The 23,454-nt window shown below is 73.8% G+C and carries 20 protein-coding genes and 1 riboswitch; of the genes, 10 read left to right on the top strand and 10 right to left on the bottom strand.

Going from position 1 to position 23,454, the window contains the following annotated elements; all coding sequences use genetic code 11:
- Positions 1-7 precede the first annotated feature (7 nt).
- From ABZ452_RS32005 to ABZ452_RS31990, 4 genes are all read right to left on the bottom strand, one after another.
- Positions 8-601 (bottom strand): TlpA disulfide reductase family protein, encoded by a 594-nt coding sequence (locus tag ABZ452_RS32005; RefSeq protein ID WP_357951075.1) that lies wholly within the window; start codon positions 599-601, stop codon positions 8-10.
- The gene (locus ABZ452_RS32000) at positions 598-1,029 is read right to left on the bottom strand and encodes a hypothetical protein (RefSeq protein ID WP_357951072.1); all 432 of its coding nucleotides are present in this window, start codon (positions 1,027-1,029) and stop codon (positions 598-600) included. Before ABZ452_RS32000 ends, ABZ452_RS32005 begins: the two co-directional genes overlap by 4 nt.
- Before the next feature lie 66 nt (positions 1,030-1,095).
- Positions 1,096-3,153 (bottom strand): M6 family metalloprotease domain-containing protein, encoded by a 2,058-nt coding sequence (locus ABZ452_RS31995; protein ID WP_357951069.1) that lies wholly within the window; start codon positions 3,151-3,153, stop codon positions 1,096-1,098.
- 161 nt (positions 3,154-3,314) lie between these two features.
- Entirely contained in the window at positions 3,315-4,217 is a 903-nt protein-coding gene (locus ABZ452_RS31990) for a dihydrodipicolinate synthase family protein (RefSeq protein WP_357951065.1), read from the bottom strand.
- A gap of 235 nt (positions 4,218-4,452) precedes the next feature.
- On the opposite strand from ABZ452_RS31990, the gene ABZ452_RS31985 reads away from it, so the two are divergent.
- Positions 4,453-5,679: a helix-turn-helix domain-containing protein gene (locus ABZ452_RS31985; RefSeq protein ID WP_357951062.1), complete on the top strand. Its 1,227-nt coding sequence runs from the start codon at positions 4,453-4,455 to the stop codon at positions 5,677-5,679.
- Between the two features lie 42 nt (positions 5,680-5,721).
- Here ABZ452_RS31985 and ABZ452_RS31980 read toward each other — a convergent pair whose 3' ends face one another.
- Complete coding sequence (locus ABZ452_RS31980; RefSeq protein WP_357951059.1) at positions 5,722-7,638, bottom strand: Xaa-Pro dipeptidyl-peptidase; 1,917 nt, start codon at positions 7,636-7,638, stop codon at positions 5,722-5,724.
- Positions 7,639-8,170: 532 nt separating this feature from the next.
- Here ABZ452_RS31980 and ABZ452_RS31975 point away from each other — a divergent pair.
- Complete coding sequence (locus ABZ452_RS31975) at positions 8,171-10,234, top strand: M4 family metallopeptidase (RefSeq protein ID WP_357951056.1); 2,064 nt, start codon at positions 8,171-8,173, stop codon at positions 10,232-10,234.
- A 90-nt stretch (positions 10,235-10,324) separates the two neighbouring features.
- On the opposite strand, the gene ABZ452_RS31970 is transcribed toward ABZ452_RS31975, so the two are convergent.
- Both ABZ452_RS31970 and ABZ452_RS31965 read right to left on the bottom strand, forming a co-directional pair.
- Positions 10,325-10,786: a YbaB/EbfC family nucleoid-associated protein gene (locus ABZ452_RS31970; RefSeq protein ID WP_357951053.1), complete on the bottom strand. Its 462-nt coding sequence runs from the start codon at positions 10,784-10,786 to the stop codon at positions 10,325-10,327.
- Between the two features lie 116 nt (positions 10,787-10,902).
- On the bottom strand, positions 10,903-11,571 hold the full coding sequence (locus ABZ452_RS31965) for a transglycosylase family protein (protein ID WP_357951051.1): 669 nt from the start codon (positions 11,569-11,571) through the stop codon (positions 10,903-10,905).
- A riboswitch (cyclic di-AMP (ydaO/yuaA leader) is annotated at positions 11,571-11,742 on the bottom strand. (Overlaps the previous gene by 1 nt.)
- Before the next feature lie 330 nt (positions 11,743-12,072).
- Between ABZ452_RS31965 and ABZ452_RS31960 the strand changes: the two genes are divergently transcribed.
- From ABZ452_RS31960 to ABZ452_RS31950, 3 genes are all read left to right on the top strand, one after another.
- On the top strand, positions 12,073-13,641 hold the full coding sequence (locus tag ABZ452_RS31960; protein WP_357951048.1) for an LLM class flavin-dependent oxidoreductase: 1,569 nt from the start codon (positions 12,073-12,075) through the stop codon (positions 13,639-13,641).
- 74 nt (positions 13,642-13,715) lie between these two features.
- Positions 13,716-14,186: a helix-turn-helix domain-containing protein gene (locus ABZ452_RS31955; RefSeq protein WP_357951044.1), complete on the top strand. Its 471-nt coding sequence runs from the start codon at positions 13,716-13,718 to the stop codon at positions 14,184-14,186.
- Between the two features lie 31 nt (positions 14,187-14,217).
- Positions 14,218-14,916, top strand: a complete 699-nt coding sequence (locus tag ABZ452_RS31950) for an SDR family oxidoreductase (RefSeq protein ID WP_357951041.1) — start codon at positions 14,218-14,220, stop codon at positions 14,914-14,916.
- A 52-nt stretch (positions 14,917-14,968) separates the two neighbouring features.
- On the opposite strand, the gene htpG is transcribed toward ABZ452_RS31950, so the two are convergent.
- Complete coding sequence (gene htpG / locus ABZ452_RS31945) at positions 14,969-16,861, bottom strand: molecular chaperone HtpG (RefSeq protein WP_357951038.1); 1,893 nt, start codon at positions 16,859-16,861, stop codon at positions 14,969-14,971.
- 134 nt (positions 16,862-16,995) lie between these two features.
- Here htpG and ABZ452_RS31940 point away from each other — a divergent pair, with 134 nt between their 5' ends.
- Genes ABZ452_RS31940 through ABZ452_RS31930 form a run of 3 tightly spaced genes read left to right on the top strand, consistent with a single transcriptional unit; the run spans position 16,996 to position 19,198 of the window.
- Entirely contained in the window at positions 16,996-17,724 is a 729-nt protein-coding gene (locus tag ABZ452_RS31940) for a GntR family transcriptional regulator (protein WP_357951035.1), read from the top strand.
- Positions 17,721-18,548, top strand: coding sequence for a sterol desaturase family protein (locus ABZ452_RS31935; RefSeq protein WP_357951032.1), 828 nt, complete (start codon positions 17,721-17,723; stop codon positions 18,546-18,548). The genes ABZ452_RS31940 and ABZ452_RS31935 overlap by 4 nt, the downstream gene beginning before the upstream one ends.
- Positions 18,545-19,198, top strand: coding sequence for a lysoplasmalogenase (locus ABZ452_RS31930; protein ID WP_357951029.1), 654 nt, complete (start codon positions 18,545-18,547; stop codon positions 19,196-19,198). The genes ABZ452_RS31935 and ABZ452_RS31930 overlap by 4 nt, the downstream gene beginning before the upstream one ends.
- A gap of 20 nt (positions 19,199-19,218) precedes the next feature.
- On the opposite strand, the gene ABZ452_RS31925 is transcribed toward ABZ452_RS31930, so the two are convergent.
- Positions 19,219-20,079: an NAD(P)-dependent oxidoreductase gene (locus ABZ452_RS31925; protein WP_357951026.1), complete on the bottom strand. Its 861-nt coding sequence runs from the start codon at positions 20,077-20,079 to the stop codon at positions 19,219-19,221.
- A gap of 174 nt (positions 20,080-20,253) precedes the next feature.
- On the opposite strand from ABZ452_RS31925, the gene ABZ452_RS31920 reads away from it, so the two are divergent.
- A complete protein-coding gene (locus ABZ452_RS31920) occupies positions 20,254-22,491 on the top strand; it encodes an FUSC family protein (protein WP_357951023.1) in 2,238 nt (745 codons plus the stop codon).
- Between the two features lie 130 nt (positions 22,492-22,621).
- Here ABZ452_RS31920 and ABZ452_RS31915 read toward each other — a convergent pair whose 3' ends face one another.
- The gene (locus ABZ452_RS31915) at positions 22,622-22,828 is read right to left on the bottom strand and encodes a hypothetical protein (RefSeq protein ID WP_357951020.1); all 207 of its coding nucleotides are present in this window, start codon (positions 22,826-22,828) and stop codon (positions 22,622-22,624) included.
- Between the two features lie 109 nt (positions 22,829-22,937).
- On the opposite strand from ABZ452_RS31915, the gene smpB reads away from it, so the two are divergent.
- Positions 22,938-23,454: SsrA-binding protein SmpB (gene smpB, locus ABZ452_RS31910; protein ID WP_357951018.1), on the top strand; the 517-nt coding region annotated here is incomplete at its 3' end.

Raw genomic sequence — 23,454 nt, 5'->3', positions numbered from 1 at the left:
CCACCGGTCAGCCCGCGAGCACGAGCCGGCGCAACTCGGTGTCGAGCGTGGCGGCGTCCACCCCGCCCGGCCAGCCGCGCAGCAGCGCGCCGCCCTTGGCGACGACCACCACGGCGGGGGGCTCCCGGACCGCGTACGACCGCCAGATCGTGCCGTCGGCGTCGAGCACGACCGGGTACTCGACGCGGTGTTCCCGCAGGTAGCGCTGGACGTCCTCGGGCCGGTCCTCGGTGGCCACCCCGACGAGAACGACCTCGTCGGAGTGGCGACGGGCCAGCTCGCTCAGGGCCGCCTGCCGGTCGGCGCAGAGCGTGCACCACGAGGTGAAGAACACCAGCACGACCGGGCGGTCGGCCCACAGGTCGGCGAGGGCGACCGGGCTGCCGTCGGTGAGCGCGCCGGTGACGGCCGGCGCGCCGGGCGCACCGGACGGCGCCGGGCGCAACGCCAGGCCCGCCGGCGCGGGGCCGGGGAGGGCCGCGGCCCCACCGGCGACCGGCGCCGGCCGGGCGGGCGCCTCGCCGCCACCGGTGCAGCCGGTCGCCGCGAGCACCGCCGCCAGCGCGACGGCGGCGAGGCGGACGGCGTACCCCCGGGTCACGACGGCACCACCGCGACCAGCGCCGGTCCCTCGCTGTCGTTCGGGGTGAGGTCGACCGGCGGGTGGCCGTCCACGACCAGCCGGTAGGCGTCCCGCGCGGCCAGGTCGACCGGCACGGCGAACTCGCAGTACGTCGGCACGCGCGTCACCTCCAGGTCCTCGGCGAAGGTCGCCACCGACCGGCCCGCCGACAGCGCCCCCTCGGCGAGCGTCCGGCCGCCGGTGTCGACCACCTGGAACGGCGACCGGTTGTGAAAGTGCGTGTAGGGGCCGGTGCCGGCGCACTCGACGCCCGCCGGCCGGATGTTGATGTCCCGGACGAGCACCCGCACGGTCATCGCCTTCCGGGCCTCCTCGGCGTCACCGCACGCGGCCAGCGCGCCGGTGAGCAGCGACGGCAGCACGAGCGCTGCCAGCAGGCGACGCATCGGTCCTCCTGGTCGTCGGTGGTCCGGGGCGGCGTGGCACGCGGGCCGCGCCGCCCCGGTTCGTAGTCAGCCGAGCTGCGCGCGGGGCCGTTCGACCCGGCACTGGCTGGTCACGGTCCGGCTCGGGTCGCTCTCCGAGGTGGCCGTGAGGGTCACCAGGGTGGTCGCGGTCGCCCCGGAGCCGGCGCCGACCGAGACCGCCACCGGGGTGCTGGCCCCGAACTCGGCCGTCGCCAGCTCGTTCGGCAGCTCCACCCGCCAGCCCTGACCACCGACGGTCGCCGAGAGCCGGTAGACGTCGGAGCGCAGGTACGCCCCGGCGTCCTCCGGGTGCGGCTGCCCGCCGGCCACGTAGGACCCGGTGTTGGTCAGGTCGAACGTGCAGGTGGCGCCCTTGCCGGTGGGCTTGCCCCGGGTCACCAGGTGGCCCTTGGACAGCGCCACCCCGTGCACGCTGGGCCCGGCGCCGTCCAGCGACCGCACGGCCACCGTGTACGACAGCACCCCGTCGCCGTCCCGGCGCAGGTTGAGCACGTAGAAGTGCAGCCGGTTGGCCTCGTCCACGTACTCGTACTCGCTGCCGGAGTTGGCCCCGGCGTGGAACAGCGCGTCGGACAGCTGCCGGTAGTCGCCCATGGTGATCTTCTGCGGGGTGCCGTTCGGCTGGTAGAAGTCGACCATGTCGATGTCCTGCGGGTTGGCGTCGACCACCCACACGAACGGCGCGCTGTCGGCGTTCTTGGTCTTGCTGATCAGCACGCCGTTGTCCGGGGTGAACGAGTCCGCGCCCAGCCGGTCGACGACCTCGACGGTGTAGTTGTTGTACCGGCCGCCGTCGCAGAGCGGGTCGGTGGTGACGCTGCACGCCGGCGCGCGGTCGGTGTTCATCGCGATGTTGAGACCGGTCAGCCCGCCGGGCCCGGCGTCCACGGCGCGGGCGGTCACGTCGGCGACCACCATCCCCGAGGTGGCCAGCCCCTCCCGGGACAGCCGCAGCACGTGCTCCTCACCGAGCAGCCCGATCTTCAGCTTGTCCCGCAGCATGTGCAGCGACCCCATCGAGCCGCCGTTGACCGGCGGGATCTGCCAGCGGGTGTGCGGCCCGCCCGGCCCGTTGAACGACCCGCGCGACATCATGCTCCAGATGCCGGTGTACGCACGGCGCAACGGCGTGCCGTACGGGTTGTTGTAGTTGTCCCCGATGCTCAGCAGGTGGCTCAGCTCGTGGGCGTACACGCCCTGGCCGGAGCTCTCCGCCTGGGTCGACGAGCCGCCGCCGGCGTTCGGCCAGATGGTCGAGGCGGCCTTCCACGAGGTCCACTCGACGTACCGGGTCTTCGCGTAGTTCGGCAGGGTGGGGTCCGGCGGCCCCCACGCGTCCGGCACGTCCTCCTTGGTCTGGAACATCATCTGGCCGAACTCCTGCCAGGTCGACGACTCGTCCTGGCCAGCCGAGAGGATGAAGACCAGCTCGAAGCTGTCGGCCACCGCGTCGCCGACCGCCGCGCGCCAGGCGCCCAGGCCGTCGGTGCGGATGTTCTTGGCGCACGCCTCCCCGGTCGGGCAGGCGCCGGGGTTGAAGCCGTTGTCGATGCCGTACTGGTAGGACTTCGCCGGCATCTCGTACGGGCCGAAACCGCTGAGGTCCACCCCGTACCGGCCGTTGGAGTCCTGCATCCAGTACTCGTGCAGGGTGTGTCCCCGGTTCAGGTCACCCGGCTTGTTGAGGAAGTCCCTGTAGAACCCCGCGACCTGGTTGCGGGGCACGTTCGCGGCGGTCGCCTGCGGGTTGCCGAAGACGGTCGAGCCGGCCGGCTGGGTGATGACGAACGGCTGGTCCACGTAGTCCAGCGTGACCAGCGCGATCTTGAAGTTGCGGACCGACCCGCGCACGGTCGGGTCGGCCCAGTCCCGGCCCGGCACCTGCCGGTAGTCGTCCCAGGTCATCGTGTCCGGGTTCTGCCAGTGTTGGGGGTCGAGCGGCTGGAACGGGGCGGGCCCGTCCGGCGGGCCGTTCGGTGCGGCGGAGGCCGGCCCGGCCGAGCCGGTCGCGACCAGGACGGTCGTGACGGCGGCGGCCAGCACCGGGCGCCACACCGCACGCCTGGAGGGCAGAAGGCGCATCGAGTCACCTCTCAGGTCCGGGCGGAGGGGGCGGGGTGCTCAGGGGCGCTCACCCGTCCGCATTGATCACGCCCGATTCCGACCCTAGGAGCCGGCCGGCGCGGCGGTCACCGTGCAGATGTCGGCAGGTGGACGGGCGACTTCCGACACGTGCAGGACGGTCACGCCGTGGGCACCGGCCCGGCGTCCGCCCGCTCGGCCCGCCGCAGGTCCCGGCACAGCCGCTCCTCCAGCTCGGGCGGCAGCGCGCCCCGGGGCGGCCGGCACGGGCCGCCGTACCGGCCGGCCAGGCCCATGGCCAGCTTCACGGCCTGCACCCCCTCGGTGCGGGCGCCCCAGCCGAGCAGCGGGTGCAGCCGGGCGTAGAGCGGCAGCGCGGCGGCCAGGTCGCGGGCCGCGCAGAGCCGGTGCAGGCGCAGGCAGACCCGGGGCAGGGCGTTCGGGCAGCCGGCGAGCCACCCGGTCGCGCCGCACACGGTCAGCTCCAGCAGCACGTCGTCGGCGCCGGCCAGCACGTCCAGGTGCGGGCAGAGGTCCCGGATCCGGTGCAGCCGGCGGACGTCGTCCTCCCGTACCGCCACCACGCCGTCGGTCTCGGCGATCCGGGCCAGCAGGTCCGGTGTGAGGTCCACGGTGGCCTCGGCCGGGTCGCGGCACACCACCACCGGAAGCCCGACGGCGGCGACCTCGCGGTAGTGGGCGACCACCTCGGCGGGGCCGCCCGGGTAGCCGACCGGCGGCGGGGCGAGCACGGCCTTCGCCCCGGCGGCCCGCGCCTGCTCGGCCCAGTGGCACGCCTGCCGGCTGCCGTACCCCCCGACGGCCGGCAGCACCGCGCAGCCCGGCGGCGCCGCCTCCACGGCAGCGCGGACCACGTCGGCGCGCTCCCCCTCGGACAGGGCGGGGTACTCCCCCAGCGGGCCGCACGGGGTCACGCCCCGGCAGCCGGAGTCGCCGAGCCACCGCACGTGCTCCTGGAGCCGGTCGTAGTCGACGGAGAGGTCGTTCCGGAACGGCGTGGGGAGGGCGACGACGACGCCCTGCCAGGGCCTGGTTGCGGCCACGACGGTGTTCCCTTCTCGGCGGACCCGGCCCCGCACACGTTAGGGGCGTGCCGGCCGGCGGTCTTCCGACAGATGCCGGAACCCCGTCGCGCCGGAGGGTACGGCTGTCGCGGGGTATTGCGCGCCGGCCCAACATCATCGGAAGGTAGGCCGAGGGTCCTACCAGCACACGTTCGGCCCGCGCCGTGCGGTGACCCCGCCGGGACCCGGGCCGGTCCGGGGGAAGCGCATGCGCATGGAGCTGCAACGCATCGTCGACCGGGTCGCGGCGCGGGTGAAGCGTCCGGCCCTCATCGAGGACCGGCGCCAGCGCGTCGTCGTCTACAGCGAACACACCGGGGTGATCGACGGGGTACGCCGCAGCTCCATCCTGCGCCGGCACACCACCCCCGAGGTGATCGCCTGGGCCCGGGAGATCGGCGTCATGGAGGCCCGGCAGCCCGTGCGTACCCCGGCCTGCCCCGACCTTGACCTGCTCCCCCGCGTCTGCGTGCCGATCCGGCACCAGGACCTGCTGCTGGGCTTCGTGTGGTTCATCGACGCGGTGGACGGGATGACCGACGAGGACATCTCGGTGGTGACCGAGGCCATGCCGGACCTGTCGCTGGCCCTCTACCGGGAGAACCTGCTCGGCGAGCTGACCTCGCAGCGGGAGGCGGAGGCGACCCGGACGCTCCTGGTCGAGTCCCCGGAGGCCCGGCGGGAGGCCGTGCGGTCGCTGCTGACCGAGGGCGTGGTGGCCCGGGACGGCCAGGTCACCGCGCTGGTCGCCCAGCTCGCGGTCACCCGGGACGAGGTGCTCGACGACGCGGCCCGGATCGCCCTGGAGCACGCGCTGGTCGCCACCCGGCAGTGGGTGGGGTCGCGCGAGACGCTGCACCTCGTGCGCCACGACCACGGGGTCCTGCTGCTCTGCGGTGGGCGGGCCACCGGCCGGGTGGCGGCGGAGGACGCGGCCGCGCACCTCGACCAGGCCCTGCGGGCGGCGACCCGGGGGCTGGCGTCGGTGAGCCGTACGGTGCTCGGCGTCGGCGACGGCCGGCCCCGGCTGTACGACAGCCTCCTGTCGTACCAGGAGGCGTTCCAGGCGGCCCGGGTGGGGCTGCAACTGCCCGTCCTCGGCCCGGTGGTGCCCTGGGCCGACCTGGGCATCTACCGGTTGCTGTCCGGGGTGGACGCCGGTCACCTGGACGTCGCGCGGGTGCACCCGGGGCTCGGCCGGCTGCTCGGCGACGAGGCGCACCAGGTGCTGCTGGAGACCCTGGAGGCCTACCTGGACCTGGCCGGTAACGCCCACGCCACCGCCGAGCGGCTGCGGCTGCACCGGACGACGCTGTACTACCGGCTGCAGCGGGTGGAGCTGCTGGCCGGCACCGACCTCAAGGACGGCAACGAACGGCTCTGCCTGCACCTGGCGCTGAAGCTGGGCCGGCTCACCGGCCGGTACCGGCCGGACCGGTAGCCGGGGCGGGGCGACGTCGTCGGCGCCCCGCCCCGGACTCTCCTACAGGCCGGCGGCCACCGCGGCGGCCCGGCCGCCGACCACCGGCAGGGTGATCCGGCTGCGGTCGAAGTGGACGGTGATGTGCGCCCGGTTCTGCTTGGCCCGGCTGCTGTAGCCGGAGTACGAGCCGAGCAGCACCACGCCGATCTGGTGGCCGGCGGCGAAGACGTAGTCCTCGGGGAGCAGGTTCAGGTCGACGGCGGTCTTCCGCCCGGGCACCAGCGGCGTCGACACCGACGGCGAGTCCAGGTTCAGTCCGTCGATGACGCCCTTGGTGACCAGCTCCTGCGGGTTGGTCGCGACGGTCTTCTCCGTCTTCCGGTAGCAGGCGTTCTCGGCGAAGCCGCCCCAGGTCGCCGTCTCGCCCCAGCAGTCCTCGTCGGTCAGCGTCCGGATGCCGTCGCCGCTGGTGCTGAAGCGCGGGCGGGTGCCGTAGTCGACCAGGAGCCCGGCGAAGCTGGTGTCCTGGCCGTCGACGGTGGCGTTGATCTTCACGACCGGGGTGCCGGAGACGTGCAGCGGCGCCGCCAGCGGCGTGGAGAGGAACACCAGCCGGTTCTCGGTGTTCGCCGCCGGGTCCGACGGATGCCGGATGGCGTTGGCGGCGGTCATGGTGGGGGTGTCCTGGAAGGTCGCCGACCCGTTACCCGGGCCGGAGCGGACGCCGAGCCCGCCGACGTTCCCGGCCGTCGGAGCGCGGAGGAACACCTGGGTCGGCCGGGCGTCCGGCAGCGGCCAGGCGCGCGCGGTCTCCCACACGTCCGGCGCCCGCTCGATGTCGACGGCCGGCTCCCGCATGATCCCGTTGTCGAGCCCCTGGAGCCACTGGTCGAACCAGCGGTGCAGGGTGTCCACCCAGGCGCCCCGCCGGAAGTCGAACGGGTCGACGTGGCCGGTGCCGGTCAGCCAGAGCTTGCGCGGCACGCCCTGCTCGCCCAGCGCGGTCCACCACTTGCTGAAGTGGTCCGGGCGGACGTTGTCGTCGTTGATGCCGTGCACCACGAAGACGCTGGCCCGGACCCGGTCGGCGTGCGGCACGTAGTCCCGCTCCGCCCAGAAGTCGTTGTAGTCACCGGTGACGTCGTCGCCGCCCTGCCCGAGGGCGGTCCGCACCGCCGCGCAGTGCGCCCGGCGGGCCGGGTTGGTGACCGTGTTCGCCAGGCTGCCCGAGTAGTTGTTCGCCCGGGTGACGAGGCCGTTGCTCCGGGAGTAGTCGTACCAGCTGGAGATGGCCGAGATCGGCACGATGGTGGTCAGCCCCGCCACCCCGTCGGCCGCCGCGGCGTTGGCCAGCGTCCCGTCGTACGACTTGCCGATCATGCCGGTGCGGCCGTTGTGCCAGTCCGCCACGACCTCCCGGCCGGCGGCGTCGACGCCCGGCCGGCGCCCGTTGAGCCAGTCGATGGCGGTGGGCGCGCTGATGTTGTCGGCCCGGCCACCGGTGACCGGGCAGCCGGTCGAGTTGTTGGTGCCGATCATGTCGAGCAGGACCACGGCGTAGCCGCGTGGCACGAAGTAGTTGTCATAGAACAGCGGCCAGGTGTCGTTCAGCCCGTCGCCGTCGACGTCGGCCTTGCACTCGCTCTCGTTGCCGCGGCAGACCGTCGAGTAGTAGGGGCTGGCGTCCATCACGACCGGCACCTTGAGCCCGTTCTCGCTGGCCCGCGGCCGGATGATGTCCATGGCCACGACGTCGCGCGCGCCGTCGGAGTCGGTGTCCACGTCCGAGGTGACGAAGATCCGTTCCCGGACCGCGTCGGCGTAGCCGAACACCGGTTGGGTGACCCCGTCCTCGACCACGAGCCGGGCCTGTTCGTCCGCGCCCGGCTGGGCCAGGGCGCCGGTCGCCGGCAGGCCCGTGCCGGCGACCACCAGGGCCACCAGGGCGGCCCGCCAGGCATGTCTTCCGCTTCGCATCCGCGTGCTCCTCCTCCCCGCGCCGGCCGCCGGCGTGCACAGGGGACGCGCCGGCCCGACGGTCGCCCCGAACCTACGGATCGACGGACGTACAGGTCTTCGGACAGCTGTGGAAGATGGCCGCCCCCGGGTCCTACGCCTGTCGCAGGCCGGGCACCAGGGCGCACAGACAAGAGTCAATATGCGCCATGTGCACACAGCGGCAAAGGACGCAGAGCAGACACGCCCCCGTCTGACGCGAGGAACATTCGGCCTGATCAGGGCCTATTGAAGATCATGGCTTCCTGAATTCCCGGCGACGGCGCGGCGACCGCGGGGAGTCGGTTGCCCGGGTCACCCATTGCTCCGGGCCCGGGCCCGTGTGATTGTGCCCCCAGCGAGTCGCCGACCCCCGGCGGCTCACGACGGTCGATCTGTCGAACCGGGGCCACGCCGGCAGCCTCGGAGATCGGCCGTCACCCCGCCTCGCCACACCGCGCCGCCCGTCCCCACCGGGCTCCGTGCGGCGCGCCTAGGAACAGGAGCGACCCCCTTGAAGCTCTCACCTCGCCTCGTCGCGCTCTCCGGCGCGGCGGCGGCCGGTCTGATCGCCGCCGGCACCGCCGCGGCCGTGCAGGCCGCGCCGCCCGGCCCCGCCGCACCCGACGCCGCCCAGGCCCGCGCCGTCGCCGCCGACTCGGCCCGCGCGCTGGTCGCCGACCGGCCCGCCTACCTGCACGCCAGCGCGGACGAAGCCTTCGTGCAGAAGGCGGTCATCTCCTCCGAGGGCACCCAGTACGTGCCCTACGAGCGCACCTACAAGGGCCTGCCCGTGGTCGGCGGTGACTTCGTGCTGGCCACCGACACGGCCGGCAACCTGAAGTACGCCTCTGTCGCCCAGCAGCAGGCCATCGGCAGCCTCGCCACCACGCCGAAGCTGACCTCGGCCGCCGCGGCGAAGACCGCGCGCGCCCAGCTCAAGAAGGTCAGCACCGTCGAGGGCACCAACCTGGTCGTCTACACCCTCGGCGCCACGCCGGCGCTGGCCTGGGAGACCACGATGCGGGGCACCGGCGCCGAGGGCCCGAGCCGGCTCACGGTCGACGTCGACGCCCGCACCGGCGCGGTGCTGCGCACGCAGGAGCACGTCGTGCACGGCACCGGCACCGGGGCGTGGAACGGACCCAGCCCGCTGACCCTGAACACCACGCAGTCGGGCGCCACCTACAGCATGAAGGACCCGACGGTCACCAACCTGAGCTGCCAGGACGCCGCGAACAACACGACGTTCAGCGGCTCCGACGACGTCTGGGGCAACGGCACCGCCACCAACCGGGAGACCGGCTGCGTCGACGCGCTGTTCGCCGCGCAGACCGAGCACAAGATGCTCGCCCAGTGGCTGGGCCGCAACGGCGCCGACGGCAACGGCGGCTACTGGCCGATCCGGGTGGGGCTGAACGACCAGAACGCCTACTACGACGGCTCCCAGGTCCAGATCGGCAAGAACACCTCGGGCCAGTGGATCGGCTCGCTCGACGTGGTGGCCCACGAGATCGGCCACGGCATCGACGACCACACCCCGGGTGGCATCTCCGGCGGCGGCACCCAGGAGTTCGTCGCCGACACCTTCGGCGCGGCCACCGAGTGGTTCGCCAACGAGCCGTCCAGCTACGACGCTCCCGACTTCCTGGTCGGCGAGAAGGTCAACCTCGTGGGCAGCGGCCCGATCCGCAACATGTACAACCCGTCGGCGCTCGGCGACCCGAACTGCTACTCCAGCAGCATCCCCGGCACCGAGGTGCACGCCGCGGCGGGTCCGGGCAACCACTGGTTCTACCTGCTGGCCAACGGCAGCAGCCCGACCAACGGGCAGCCGGCCAGCTCCACCTGCAACGGCAGCAGCGTCACCGGCCTGGGCATCCAGAAGGCCATGAAGATCATGTACAACGCCATGCTGCTGAAGACCTCGTCCTCGTCGTACCTGAAGTACCGGGTCTGGACGCTGCAGGCGGCGAAGAACCTCTACCCGACCAGCTGCACCGAGTTCAACGCGGTCAAGGCCGCCTGGACCGCGATCAGCGTGCCGGCGCAGACCGGTGAGGCCACGTGCACGGGCGGCACCCCGACGCCGACCCCGACCACCACGACCACCCCGCCGTCGGGCAGCTGCACCGGCCAGAAGCTGGCCAACCCCGGCTTCGAGTCGGGCAACGTGAGCTGGACCGCCTCCTCCGGCGTCATCACCAACTCCACCAGCCAGGCGGCGCACGGCGGCTCGTACAAGGCCTGGCTCGACGGCTACGGCTCGACGCACACCGACACCCTCACGCAGTCGGTGACGATTCCCGCCGGCTGCCGGGCGACGCTGAGCTTCTGGCTGCACATCGACAGCGCGGAGTCGACCACGACGACCGCCTACGACAAGCTGACCGTGAAGGCGGGCAGCACCACCCTGGCCACCTACTCCAACCTCAACAAGGCCACCGGCTACGTGCAGCGGTCCTTCGACGTCTCGTCGCTGGCCGGCACCACCGCCACCATCTCGTTCAGTGGCGTGGAGGACAGCTCCCTGCAGACCTCCTTCGTCGTCGACGACACCGCGCTCACCCTGAGCTGAGCACACCGGAGCGGCCGGCCGTCGTCCTCCCGACGGCCGGCCGCTTCGTCGTCTCCGTGGCTCGTGGCCGGTTCGGATTCCGGCCCGCGGTCAGGCCGGGTGGGCCGCGCGGGAACCGGCGGCGTCGTCGCGGCGGATCCGGGCCGCGACGCCCTCCATCGCCCGGCCGAACCGCTCCATGTCCCGGGCGGACTGCTCGGGCAGGCCGCCGAGCCGGGCGGCGAGGGCGTCCACGTCCGCCTGGGCGGAGGCGCTGACCCGGGCCTCCAGCTCGGTGAGCGCGGCGTTCACGGCCGTCACGACGTGCCCGCACAGGGCGTCCAGGGGTTCGCCGGCCAGCTCCGGGTCGACGGTGACGGACTCCAGCCGGCCACCCTGGACGGCGACGGCACGGACCCGGCCGTCGGCCGCGCCGCCCTCGGCCCGGAGCAGCTGGGCCGGCGCGTCGTCGGCGTGGTCGCCGGCCCGGGAGCGCATCGCGGACAGCGCCTGCTGCGTCCTGGTCAGCAGCTCGTCGAGGCTCGCGGCCGCGGAGAACGAATCGTTGGTCATATCCGCGCTTTCTTCACGTCTTTCCGAGCACCGTGACGATAGCAACCGGCCCCGACGCCGAACGCCCGGCCGGGAACCCCGGCCGGGCGTTCGTGGTGCGGCGCACCGGTGTGGCGTCAGCGCAGGCGAAGCCGCTGGCCCGGGAAGATGAGGCCCGGGTTGTCGCCGACCACGCCCTTGTTGCGCGCGTAGAGGGCGTGCCAACCACCGGCGACGTTCTTCGCGTCGGCGATCTCGGAGAGGGTGTCCCCCGGCCGGACCAGGTAGGCGCCGGCGCCGCCGGTGCTCGGCGCGGTCCGCCGCTCACCGCGGTACGACCGCTGCGAGGTGGCCTTCTTCGTGGCCGAGGTGGTCTTCCTCGTGGCCTTCTTCGTGGACTTCGCCGAGCCCGAGTCCTTGGCGGCGTACCGCTTGGTGGAGCCGCCCTTCTTGCCGCAGACCGGCCAGGCGCCGATGCCCTGCCCGTCGAGGACCTTCTCGGCGATGGCGATCTGCTCGCCGCGGCTGGCCAGGTCGGCCCGGCTCGCGTACTTCTTGCCGCCGTAGCCGTTCCAGGTGCTCCGGGAGAACTGGAGCCCGCCGTAGTAGCCGTTGCCGGTGTTGATGTGCCAGTTGCCGCCGGACTCGCACTGGGCGACGGCGTCCCAGTTGACGCCGGCGGCGCTGGCCGGGGCGGCCGGGCCGAGAAGGGCGGCGGCGCCGGTGGCCGCGCCGACGACGAGCGCCCCGACGGCGGTGCGACGCTGCGCGGTCCGTCGGTGACGGGCGACGTGATCAGTTGCCATGTGGTTTTCCTCCACGCCGACGAGGTGAGCTGTCGGGTTCGGGCCGAGGAGCCCGGCCGCCGCAGGCGGCTTCACCCCGAGGTGTCGTGCACCGAGGAACATGTGGGTCCCCCGCTCCCGCCAAAGGTCCAGGACCGCCGGGCCGGCGGCGGGATTAGGCGTTGCCGGCCCGTGGTGTCCGCGATCGCGAACGGATCCGACGTTAGGAACGGTTTGTCCCGAACGCCCACTTCTTGTGAAGTTCTTCACCCGGCCGAGCGACGACCCCGTCTCCCGGCTTGCGGAACCGTCGAATCTGTCGTAGCGATCTGACGGTTGGCGTGTTTTCGCAGCTCACAGCGGCGTTTCCAGGCACCGGCCGAAGAGGACGGCCGGCGGGTGCCGGGTCCACCGTGGCGAGTGGCGCGGCGCGGATCCTCGGCGGCGGGTTCCCGGCCCGCCGCGCGACGCGGGAGGCTACCGTGGGCAGGTTCGCGCAAGATCGGCACGAGGCGGCGAGGCATGAGCGATCACGGACACGAGCTGACCTTCGGCGGCTTCCTCACCCCCAGCGCCGGGCGGCCCGAGCAGGTGGTCGCGCGGGCCAAGCTCTGCGAGCAGGTAGGCCTGGACCTGGTGACCTTCCAGGACCATCCCTACCAGCCCGGGTTCCTGGACACCTGGACGCTCATGTCCTTCGTGGCCGCGGCCACCAGCCGCATCACCCTCGCCGGCAACGTGCTCAACCTGCCGCTGCGCCAGCCCGTGGTGCTGGCCCGCAGCGTGGCCAGCCTGGACCTGCTCACCGGCGGCCGGGTCGAGCTGGGCCTCGGCGCCGGGGCCTTCTGGGAGGCGATCGAGGCGGTCGGCGGGCGCCGGCTCTCCCCCGGCGCGGCCGTGGACGCCCTCGACGAGGCGATCCGGGTGATCCGCGAGGTCTGGGACACCGAACGGCGCGGCATGGTCCGGGTCGAGGGCGAGCACTACCGGGTGGTCGGGGCCAAGCGCGGGCCGGCGCCGGCCCACCCGGTGCGGGTCTGGGTCGGCGCGTACAAGCCGCGGATGCTGCGGCTGGTCGGTCGCGCGGCGGACGGCTGGCTGCCGTCGCTCGCGTACCTGCCGAAGGGGCCGGCCGAGCTGCCGGCGCTGAACGCGGTGATCGACGAGGCCGCCGCCGAGGCCGGACGGGATCCCGGCGCGGTGCGCCGGCTGCTCAACGTCACCGGCACCTTCTCGCGGTCGTCGGGCGGCTTCCTGGACGGCCCGCCGGAGCAGTGGGTGGAGGAGCTGGCCGGGCTCGCCCTGGACCACGGCGTCGCCACGTTCATCCTGGGCAGCGACGAGCCGCGCGCCGTCCAGCTCTTCGCCCAGGAGGTGGCGCCGGCGGTCCGCGAGCTGGTCGCCGCCGAACGCACCACGCCGGGCAGCCGCGCCCGCGCAGTGGAGGAGCAGCAGGCCGCCGTCGAGGCCGGCGGGTCGACCGCGCTCGCGGTCACCCCCACCCCCGATCCGGGGGTACGGCTGAGCGCGCGCCAGCCCTGGGACGAGTCGACCCGACCCGCGGCGCCACCGGCACCGGCCGGGCACGTCTACACGCCTCGCGGGCAGGCCGCCGGGCAGCACCTCGTGGACGTGCACGACCACCTGCGCCAGGAGCTCGGGCAGGTGCGGGACCTGCTGGAGCAGGTCAGGCGCGGCGCGGTCGCCCCGGGCGCGGCCCGGGCCGTGCTGAACGAGATGACCATGCGGCAGAACAACTGGACGCTCGGCGCCTACTGCGCGGCGTACTGCACGGTGGTCACCCAGCACCACGGCCTGGAGGACAACTCGATCTTCCCGCATCTGCGCCGCGCCGACGTGGGGCTGGCGGCGGTGCTGGACCGCCTCGAGGAGGAGCACGTGGTGATCCACGGGGTGGTGGAGAGCGTGGACCGGGCGCTGGTGGACCTGATCCGCGAGCCGGGCGACTTCACCGAGCTCCAGGCCGCCGTGGACCTGCTCACCGACACCCTGCTGTCGCACCTGTCGTACGAGGAGCGGGAGATCGTCGAGCCGCTCGCCCGGCACGGCTTCTACGCCGGCCAGCTCTGAGGGCGGATATTCCCGGGCCTGACGTGAGATAGCTGGCTTTTGGTTTCCTAAGTCAGCCGGGTAGCGTCGGCCCCATGACGGACTTCCTCGCGCGGCGCGACTCCTGGTCCACCGCCAACTGCTCGATCGCCGGCGCGCTCGACGTGGTCGGCAACCGCACCACGCTGCTCCTGCTGCGCGAGGCGTCGTTCGGCACCCGGCGCTTCGACGAGTTCGCCCGCCGGGTCGGCGTGAGCGAGCCGGTGGCCGCCGCCCGGCTCAAGCAGCTCGTCGCCGACGGGCTGCTCGACCGGCGGCCCTACCGGGAGCCCGGGCAGCGCACCCGCGCCGAGTACGTGCTCACCGACAAGGGCCGGGACCTGCTGCCCGTGCTCGCCGCCCTGCGCGAGTGGGGCGACACGTACGCCGTCGAGGAGCCGTCGGTCCGGCTGGCCCACCACGACTGCGGCGCGTCGGTGCACGTGGCGCTGCGCTGCGCGGCCGGCCACGACGTGCCGGCCGACCAGGTGGACCTGCTGCCCGGGCCGGGCCTGCTGCCGTCCTGACGACCCACCCTTCCCACCCTCTGGAGCACCCATGAAGATCGCTGGAAGCACCGCCCTGGTCACCGGGGCCAACCGCGGCTTCGGCCGGCACCTGGCCGCCGAACTGCTGGCCCGGGGCGCCACCGTCTACGCCGGCGCCCGCAACCCCGAGAGCGTCGACCTGCCGGGCGCCACCCCGGTGCGGCTCGACATCACCGACCCGGCCTCCGTGGCCGCCGCCGCGGAGCTGGCCGGCGACGTCACCCTGCTGGTCAACAACGCCGGCGTGAGCACCGGGGCCGACCTGCTCGACGGCGACCTGGCGGAGATCCGCCGGGAGCTGGAGACCCACTACCTCGGCACGCTGTCCGTGGTGCGGGCCTTCGCGCCGAGGATCGCGGCCAACGGCGGCGGGACGGTGCTGAACATCCTCTCGGCCCTGTCCTGGATCACGTTCCCGCAGGTGGGCGCCTACGGGGCGGCCAAGGCCGCCGAGTGGTCGATGACCAACGCGCTCCGCGCGCAGCTCGCCGACCGGGGCGTCCGTGTGGCCGGCCTGCACGTCGGCTACATGGACACCGACATGGCGGCGCACGTCACCGGGCCGAAGTCCGACCCGGCCGAGATCGCCCGGCTCGCCGTCGACGGGATCGAGGCCGACCGGTACGAGATCGTCGCCGACGAGACCTCCCGCCAGGTCCTCGCCGGCCTCTCCGGCGGCGTCGCCGCCCTCTACCCGGCCCTGCCGTGACCGAGGGCCCGCCGGCCGGGGCACCAACGCCTCGGCCGGCGGGCGGCTCGGCCTAGAGGTTGCGGGCGAGGCGGTCGGCGAGGATCCGGGTGAACCGGGCCGGGTCGGCCAGTTCCCCGCCCTCGGCGAGCAGCGCCATGCCGTACAGCAGCTCGGCGGTCTCGGTCAGCGCGGTGCCGTCGCCGCCCTGCTCGTGCGCCTTGCGCAGCCCGGTGACGAGCGGGTGGGTCGGGTTCAGCTCCAGGATCCGCTTGACCTGGGGCACCTCCTGCCCCATGGCCCGGTACATCTTCTCCAGCGTGGGCGTCATGTCGTGCGCGTCGCCCACCACGCAGGCCGGGGAGGTGGTGAGCCGGGTGGAGAGCCGGACCTCCTTGACGCTGTCGGCGAGCGCGCCGCTCATCCAGGTGAGCAGGTCGGCGTACTCCTGCCGCTCGGCCTCGGCCCGCTCCTTCTCCTCGTCGGTCTCCAGGTCCACCTGACCCTTGGCGACCGAGCGCAGGGTCTTCCCGTCGTACGCGCCGACCCGCTCGACCCACACCTCGTCGACCGGGTCGGTGAGGATGAGCACCTCGTAGCCCTTGGCGCGGAACGCCTCCAGGTGCGGGGAGTTCTCGATGGTGGCCCGGTTCTCGCCGGTGGCGTAGTAGATCTCGGTCTGGCCGTCCTTCATCCGCTCGACGTACTCGCGCAGCGTGGTCAGCTCGGCCGGGTCGTGGGTGCTGGCCGCCCGGACCAGGTCCAGCAGTGCCTCGGTGTTGTCCGGGTCCTCCAGCAGGCCCTCCTTGACCACCGCGCCGAACTCGCCCCAGAAGGTGCGGTACGCCTCGGCGGAGAGGCCCTTGAGCGTGGCGAGGACCTTCTTGACCAGGCGGCGGCGCACGGCGCTGATCTGCCGGTCCTGCTGGAGGATCTCCCGGGAGATGTTCAGCGACAGGTCGTGGGCGTCCACCACGCCCTTGACGAAGCGCAGGTAGTTGGGCATCAGCGCGTCGCAGTCGTCCATGATGAACACGCGCTTGACGTAGAGCTGCACGCCCCGGCGGCCCTGCGGGGAGAACAGGTCGAGCGGGGCGTGCGACGGCAGGAAGAGCAGCGCCTCGTACTCGAAGGTGCCCTCGCCGCGCATGTGGATGGTTTCGAGAGGGTCGGCCCAGTCGTGTGCGACGTGGCGGTAGAACTCCTTGTACTCGGCCTCGTCGACCTCGTCCTTCGCGCGCGCCCAGAGCGCCTTCATCGAGTTGAGCGTCTGCTCCTCGCGGGTGGTGGAGCCGTCCTCGCCGGGCTTCTCCACGGTCATCCGGATCGGCCAGGCGATGAAGTCCGAGTAGCGCTTGACGATCTCGCGGATGGTCCACTCGGCCGTGTAGTCGTGCAGGTTGTCCTCGTCGTCGGCCGGCTTGAGGTGCAGCGTCACCGAGGTGCCCTGCGGGGCGTCGTCGACGGCCTGGACCGAGTAGGTGCCCTCGCCGGTGGACTCCCAGCGGGTGCCGCCGGCCTGCCCGGCGCGGCGGGTCAGCAGGGTCACCCGGTCGGCGACCATGAAGGTGGCGTAGAAGCCGACGCCGAACTGCCCGATCAGCTCCTGCGAGGCCGCGGCGTCCTTCGACTCGCGCAGCGTACGCAGCAGCTCGGCGGTGCCGGACTTGGCGATGGTGCCGATCAGCCCGACCACCTCGTCGCGGGACATGCCGATCCCGTTATCCCGCACGGTCAGCGTGCGGGCCTCCCTGTCGACCTCGACCTCGATGTGCAGGTCGGTGGTGTCGACCTGGAGGTCCTTGTCGACCAGCGACTCCAGGCGCACCTTGTCCAGCGCGTCGGAGGCGTTCGAGATCAGTTCGCGCAGGAAGACGTCCTTGTTGGAGTAGATCGAGTGCACCATCAGCTGGAGCAGCTGACGGGCCTCGGCCTGGAACTCCAACGTCTCGACCTGGTCGCTCACACCGACTCCCTTCCACTTCGCGGGCTTCCGGCGGAAAGGATACGAGGCGTGCGCGCGCGGCCACCGGAGGGTGGCCGATCGGATCTGGTCCAACCAGTTGACGGGTTGATGTGTGCGGGGCCACACTGCTGCGCATGGCCTTCGCCCCCGTCCCCCGCACCTCGGTCTCCGACCACGTCTTCGGCCAGCTCCGCGACGCGATCGTCAGCGGCCGCTACCGGCCGGAGGAGACCCTGCCGGGCGAGCGGGAGCTGGCCGCCGCGTTCGCCGTGAACCGGCACGCCGTCCGCGAGGCGCTGCGCCGGCTCCAGCAACTCGGCCTGGTCCGGGTCAGCCAGGGCGGCGCCACCCGGGTGCTCGACTGGCGGGTGCACGCCGGGCTGGACCTGGCGCTGTCGCTGGCCCGCTCTGGTGACGTACTCCCGGTCGAGACGCTGGTCCGCGACATGCTGGAGATGCGGGCCTGCGTCGGGATCGACGCGGCCCGGCTCTGCGCGGAGCGCGGCGACCCCGAGGTCACCGAGGCGCTGGTCCGGGCCGCCGAGGAGTACGGCTCGCTCGCCCCCGACCTGGACCGGATGAACGAGGCCAACATCGCGATCTGGTGGCTGATCGTCCGGGGCAGCGGCAACACCGCCTACCTGCTGGCGTTCAACAGCCTGGTGGCCGGCACCTTCGCCGTGGGCGACGTCCCCCCGGACGCCCGGGCCGCCGAGCTGCTCGACGTCGCCGGCCACCGCCGGCTCGCCGCCGCGATCGCGGCCGGCCAGGGCACGGCAGCCGCCCGGCACGCCCGGACCCTGCTGACCGCCCCGGTCACCACCCCCGCCACCCCCGCCACCCGAAGGGAAGCCCGAGCATGATCCCCGCCGTGCTCTACGCCGTCCCGGCGTTCCTGCTGCTCATCATCATCGAGGCGGTCTCCTACCGGTTCCTCCCCGACGACTCCGAACGCGGCTACGAGGTTCGCGACACCACCACCAGCCTCTCCATGGGGCTCGGCAGCCAGATCATCGGCTTCCCCTGGAAGCTGCTCACCGTCGGCATCTACGCCGCGCTGTGGATGGTCGCGCCGGTGCACCTCTCCCCCGGCGACTGGTGGACCTGGGTGATCGTCTTCTTCGCCGACGACGTCGCCTACTACTGGTTCCACCGGCTGCACCACGAGGTCCGCGTGCTGTGGGCCAGCCACGTGGTGCACCACTCCAGCGTCTACTACAACCTCTCGACCGCGCTGCGGCAGAGCTGGACGCCGATGACCTCGCTGCCGTTCTGGCTGCCCCTGGCGCTGCTCGGCATCCCCCCGTGGATGATCTTCCTGCAGCAGTCGATCAGCCTGCTCTACCAGTTCTTCCTGCACACGGAGCGGGTGGGTGTGCTGCCCCGGCCCATCGAGCTCATCTTCAACACGCCCTCGCACCACCGGGTGCACCACGGCTCGAACGCCGAGTACCTGGACCGCAACTACGGCGGCATCCTCATCGTCTGGGACCGGCTCTTCGGCTCCTTCGAGCCGGAGCGGGCCCCGGCCCGGTACGGGCTCACGAAGAACATCCAGACCTACAACCCGCTGCGGGTGGCCACCCACGAGTTCGCCGCGATCTGGTCCGACGTCCGGCACGCCACCTCGTGGCGGCACCGGCTCGGGTACCTCTTCGGCCGGCCCGGCTGGCAGCCGGCCCGGTGAGGCGCCCCTGGCTGGTCCTGTTCGGCGTCGCCGCCCTGGTCGAGCTGGTCGGGGTCGCGCTCGACTCGACACCGGCGCAGTGGCTGGCCAAGCCGCTGCTGGCGCCGCTGCTGCTCGCGTACCTCTGGGACCGGCGACGCCGGGTAGACCCGGTGGCCGTGGGCCTGGTGGCCGCCACCGCCGGGGACGTGGCCCTGCTCGTGCCGGGAGACGCCGCGTTCCTGGCCGGCATGGGGTGCTTCCTGGTCACCCAGGTCGCCTTCCTCAGCGCCTTCCTGCGCCACCGCCGGCCGCCGCTGGCGGCGGTGGCCGGCTACCTGGTCGCCTGGGCCGGCGCGAACGCCCTGCTCTGGGGCGCGCTGGGCCCGCTGCGGCTGCCGGTGCTCGGCTACAGCCTGGCGCTGTCCCTGATGGCCGCCGCCGCGACCGGGGTGTCCCGGCGCACGGCGGCCGGCGGGGCGCTGTTCCTCGTCTCCGACCTGCTGATCGGGGTGGGCGCGGCGGGCAGCGACTTCCCCGGCCGGGACCTCCTCGTCATGACCACCTACGCGGCGGCCCTCCTCCTGATCACCACCGGCTGGGCCGCCGCCACGGCGGGGCGGCCCGCCCGCCCGTCGTCGCCCGCCGAGGCCGCGCAACCCGTGTCCTGATCCCGGACGGCGGCGGCGGGTCAGCGGGCGAGGGCCCGCGTCACCACCGTGAGGTCGTCGTCGCCGAGACCCTGCTCGACCGCGTGCCGCCACTCGCCGGCCAGGGCCTCGGCGGCCGGGAACCGGCCGGCGGGCACCTCACGCAACGCGAGGTCCACGTCCTTGAGGGCCAGGGCCAGCGAGTACTGCGTCGTGTAGTCGTCACCGGCGATCCGGTCCAGCTTGTCGGCCGCCCAGGGTGACACCAGCGGGCTGCCCCGCAGGGCCCCCTGCACGGTGCCGCGGTCCAGGCCCAGCGCATCGCCGAGGGCGACCGCCGCCGCGAGCCCTTCGTTCACGAAGGCGAGCAGCAGGTTGTTGACCAGTTTCAGCCGCGACCCGGCGCCGACCGGCCCCACCCAGACGGTCCGCTGCCCGACCGCGTCGAAGACCGGCGCCACCCGGTCCCGCACCTGCTCCGGCCCGGACGCGAAGACGACGAGGCGACCCTGTTCGGCCGGACCCCGGCTCCCGGCCACCGGCGCGTCCACCAGGGTCACCCCGGGGCGCCGGTCGGCGACCAGCTCGGCCAGGCGCCCGGTCTCGGTCACCCCGATGGTGCTCATCTGCGCCCAGACCGCCCCCTCGGGCAGCGCGGCCAGCATTCCCTGGTCGACGGCGATCGCCCGCACCGCGTCCGCGTCGGTCACCATGGTCACCGCCACGTCGGCCCCGCGTACCGCCTCGGCCGGGTCCCCGGCGACCTCCGCGCCCCGGTCGCCGAGCGCGCGGGCCGCCTCCGGGTGCCGGTTCCACACCACCGTCGTCAACCCGGCGCGGACGAGATTCGCCGCCATCGGCGCACCCATGCCGCCGAGCCCGAGCATTGCCACCCGCGTCATCCGCCGCTCCCCCGTCTCGCCTACCGGGCAGCCTAGGCGCGCCGGAACCGGGCGGCATCCCGATCGCGGACACGCCCCTTCGGCCCAACCGGGAAACGCCACCGGCGCCGACCGGATAGAGTCCCGGAAGCAGACGGCCCGCCCCCGGGAGACCTGATGGGGAGCGGTGTGGCCATGCGTCGACGGCCCGGCGAGGAGCTGCGGGACCGGCTGCGCCGGCGCGACCCGGGCTACCACCTCATCCGTCGAGCGGCCCGGCTGACCGTCGTCGCCTCCCTCACCTTCTACGGCTGCCGCTACGTCCTGGGCAACGTCACCCTCGCCACGTACGCGCTGTTCGGCACGGTCGCCACGGGCAGCTTCGCCCAGCTCCCCGGGCCGGCCGCCGTGCGGGCGCGCACCCTGCTGGCGGCCGTACCGGTGGCCTGGGCGCTCGTGGCGATCGGCACGGTGCTGGCGGTCAGCACCGCCGCCGCGTCGGCCGGGATGCTCGTCATCGGATTCGCCGTGGCCTTCGCGGGCGTCGGCGGGCCACGCCTGGTCGGGCTGGCCAACGCGCTCCAGCTGTTCTACATCCTGGCCTGCTTCCCGCCGTACCAGCCGGACACCCTCCCGGCCCGGCTGGCCGGCGTCACCCTGGGCGTCGCCCTGGTCGCGCTCGCCGAGGTGACGCTGTGGCCCGACCCGGCGCCGGTCTCCTTCCCGCAGCGCCTCGCCACGGCCGCGGGCGGGCTCGCGGACCTCCTCGACACGCTGGCGGACGTGCTGGTCGCGCGCCCGGGCGCCGCGGCGGAGGCGGCGCGCCGGCACGCCCGGGCCGCCGAGCTGCTCGCCCAGGTGCGGATGCCCCAGCTGCCGGTGACGGCACGCCCCACCTCGGCCGGCCGCCGCGACCGGGCCTGGCGGGACGCGGCCGCCGCCGCAAAGGAGGTGCTCGCGGTCGCCGATTCCCTCGCTTCCCGGCCGGACGTCGCGGGCAGCGGGGACGCCGACCTGGCGGGGGCGCTCCGGCGGTGCGCGGCCTCGCTCCGGCGCTCCGCCGGGATCGCGGTTCGCCGACCGGGCACGCCGACCGCCGACGGGCCGGAGCCGGCCAGACCGCTGCCGCCGTCGTGGCGGGCCGCCGGCCCGGCCCGGCTGCGCGTGGACGCGGCGATACGGACGCTCGCCGACCAGATCGGCACGTACGCGACGGCCATCGCGATCGCCACCGGTCCGCGCGGTCGCCGCGCCGCGCGGCCACCCGAGCCGGGTGCGGACCGGTTCTGGTACGCGCGGCGCAGCACGTGGTCGCTGTACCGGCGGCAGTTCCGCGCCCACCTCACCCCGCGGTCGGTGTACCTGGAGGGAGCGGTCCGGCTCGCCGTGGCCCTGACCGCCGCGCGGGTCATCGCCGGGGTGGTCAACCTGCAGCACGGGTTCTGGGTGCTCCTGGCGACGCTCAGCCTGATGCGGGCCTCCGCGTCGGACACCCGGACCACGCTGCGCCCGGCGCTGGTCGGCACCCTCGCCGGGGGCGCCGCGGGCGGCGTGCTCCTGCTCGTGTCTCCCGAACGCCAGGCGTACGCCGCCCTGCTGCCGCTCGCGCTCGTGCTGGCCTTCGGCGTCGGCCCGCTGCTCGGCCTGGGCTGGGCGCAGGCGCTGCTCACCCTGCTGCTCATCGTCGTGTTCGCCCAGCTCAACCCAGCGTCCTGGCAACTGGCCGGTGCCCGGGTGGTGGACGTGGCGATCGGCGCCGTGGTGGGCGTCCTCGCCGGCCTGCTGCTCTGGCCGCGCGGCATCGGCAGCGAGCTGCGCCGCAACGTCGGCGCCTACCTGGCGGCGAGCGGGCGGGCCGCCGAGCGGATCGTCGAGGCGTTCGCGGGTGGCGCGGACGCGCGCGCCGCGCTCGCGGCGGCCCACCGCGCGGAGGCGCTGGCCACCGCGTCCGTCGTCCAGTACCACGGGGAGCGCCACGACCCCCGGCTGTCGCACATCGACTGGGACGCGGTGCTGGCGGCCGCGCACCGCGCCGGCTACGGCGGGCAGGCGCTGCTCGCCGACCGCCGGCCCGGCGTGCTGGCCCCGTGGCCCGGCCCGGCCGCCGCGCTGGTCGCGCGGGCCGGCCGGCTGCGCGACGGCTACGCCGACCTCGGCCGCCAGGTGACGCGCGGCCGGGTCGACCGGCCGCCCGCGCCGGCGTCCCCCGCCGGGGACGTCGCGCGGCAGGTGCACGGGCTGATGCGCGACGGCGAGGACCGGCCGGAGGTGCTGGCCCTGGTGGAGGTCGACAGCTGGCTCGCCGACCTCGACGGTCACCTCCGCCGCGCCGCCGCGGCGCGTCCCGACGAGCGGACTCAGCCGATGCGGCCGCCGGCGGTGACCAACCACTCCCCGGTCTCCCAGTCCGACGGGCCGCCCGCCACCCGGTAGCACAGGTCGAACCGGATCCCCAGTTCCGGCCACGACGGGTGGCGGACCGGCACCACGCGGAAGATGTCGTCCAGCCCGGGAAACGTGAACCCCTCGGGCTCGGGGAACAGCTCCGCCAGCTCCGGCCGCGTCAGATCGGTCCAGAGCGCGAACTGCCACTCGGTGCGGCTGCGCCACGCGCCAGGACCAGGCGCTCCACCGGCCCGCCGACGGCGCCGTGCGCGCGGACCGGCTCGGCGTACGGCACGTCGGCGAGCAGGGTACGGACCTGGTCGAGGAAGGTCCGCGAGGCGGGCGTGCGGGGCAGGCGGAAGGCGATCTCGCCGAGTCGGTCCATCTCCCCGACGCTACGGGGCGCCGCGCCGGCCCGACACCCGCGGCCGGCCGGAATTTCGAGGCGTGACCTCGGGGTATCCTGCTCGGCGTCGACCGGCGGGAGGTGGGGCGTGACCAGGGAGACCGGGCGCAAGCTCGTCGCCTCCAACAAGAAGGCGCGGCACGACTACACGATCCTGAAGACGTACGAGGCCGGGATCGTGCTGGCCGGCACCGAGGTGAAGTCGCTGCGCGAGGGGCGGGTGTCGCTGGTCGACGCGTTCGCCCAGGAGCGCGACGGCGAGATCATGCTGTACGGCCTGCACATCGCCGAGTACGGCTTCGGCACCTGGACCAACCACCAGCCCCGGCGCACCCGGAAGCTGCTGCTGAACCGCGTCGAGATCGCCCGGATCCTGGAGAAGCTGCGCGACGGCGGGATCACCCTGGTGCCGCTGTCGATGTACTTCTCCAACGGCTGGGCCAAGGTCGAGCTGGGTCTGGCCCGGGGCCGCCGGTCGTACGACAAGCGCCAGGCGCTCGCCGAGCGGGACGCCAACCGGGAGATCGCCCGTGAGCTGGGCCGCCGCCTCAAGGGCCAGACCCAGCTCGACCTTGGCCCAGCCGTTCGAGAAGTACATCGACAGC

It is taken from the genome of Micromonospora sp. NPDC005707, assembly GCF_040631005.1.
Lineage (GTDB): Bacteria > Actinomycetota > Actinomycetes > Mycobacteriales > Micromonosporaceae > Micromonospora.
The sequence above is the reverse complement of the archived record's forward strand: the minus strand, read 5'-3'. Positions and strand labels throughout refer to the sequence as shown.

Coding starts and splice junctions, on each gene's coding strand:
- ABZ452_RS31935 (WP_357951032.1), top strand. CDS start 17,721: ATGATCCCCGCCGTGCTCTACGCCGTCCCGGCGTTCCTGCTGCTCATC.
- ABZ452_RS31960 (WP_357951048.1), top strand. CDS start 12,073: ATGAGCGATCACGGACACGAGCTGACCTTCGGCGGCTTCCTCACCCCC.
- ABZ452_RS31995 (WP_357951069.1), bottom strand. CDS start 3,153: ATGCGCCTTCTGCCCTCCAGGCGTGCGGTGTGGCGCCCGGTGCTGGCC.
- ABZ452_RS31940 (WP_357951035.1), top strand. CDS start 16,996: ATGGCCTTCGCCCCCGTCCCCCGCACCTCGGTCTCCGACCACGTCTTC.
- ABZ452_RS31985 (WP_357951062.1), top strand. CDS start 4,453: ATGGAGCTGCAACGCATCGTCGACCGGGTCGCGGCGCGGGTGAAGCGT.
- ABZ452_RS31950 (WP_357951041.1), top strand. CDS start 14,218: ATGAAGATCGCTGGAAGCACCGCCCTGGTCACCGGGGCCAACCGCGGC.
- ABZ452_RS31925 (WP_357951026.1), bottom strand. CDS start 20,079: ATGACGCGGGTGGCAATGCTCGGGCTCGGCGGCATGGGTGCGCCGATG.
- ABZ452_RS31915 (WP_357951020.1), bottom strand. CDS start 22,828: ATGGACCGACTCGGCGAGATCGCCTTCCGCCTGCCCCGCACGCCCGCC.
- ABZ452_RS31980 (WP_357951059.1), bottom strand. CDS start 7,638: ATGCGAAGCGGAAGACATGCCTGGCGGGCCGCCCTGGTGGCCCTGGTG.
- ABZ452_RS31965 (WP_357951051.1), bottom strand. CDS start 11,571: ATGGCAACTGATCACGTCGCCCGTCACCGACGGACCGCGCAGCGTCGC.
- ABZ452_RS32000 (WP_357951072.1), bottom strand. CDS start 1,029: ATGCGTCGCCTGCTGGCAGCGCTCGTGCTGCCGTCGCTGCTCACCGGC.
- ABZ452_RS31920 (WP_357951023.1), top strand. CDS start 20,254: ATGCGTCGACGGCCCGGCGAGGAGCTGCGGGACCGGCTGCGCCGGCGC.
- ABZ452_RS31955 (WP_357951044.1), top strand. CDS start 13,716: ATGACGGACTTCCTCGCGCGGCGCGACTCCTGGTCCACCGCCAACTGC.
- ABZ452_RS31970 (WP_357951053.1), bottom strand. CDS start 10,786: ATGACCAACGATTCGTTCTCCGCGGCCGCGAGCCTCGACGAGCTGCTG.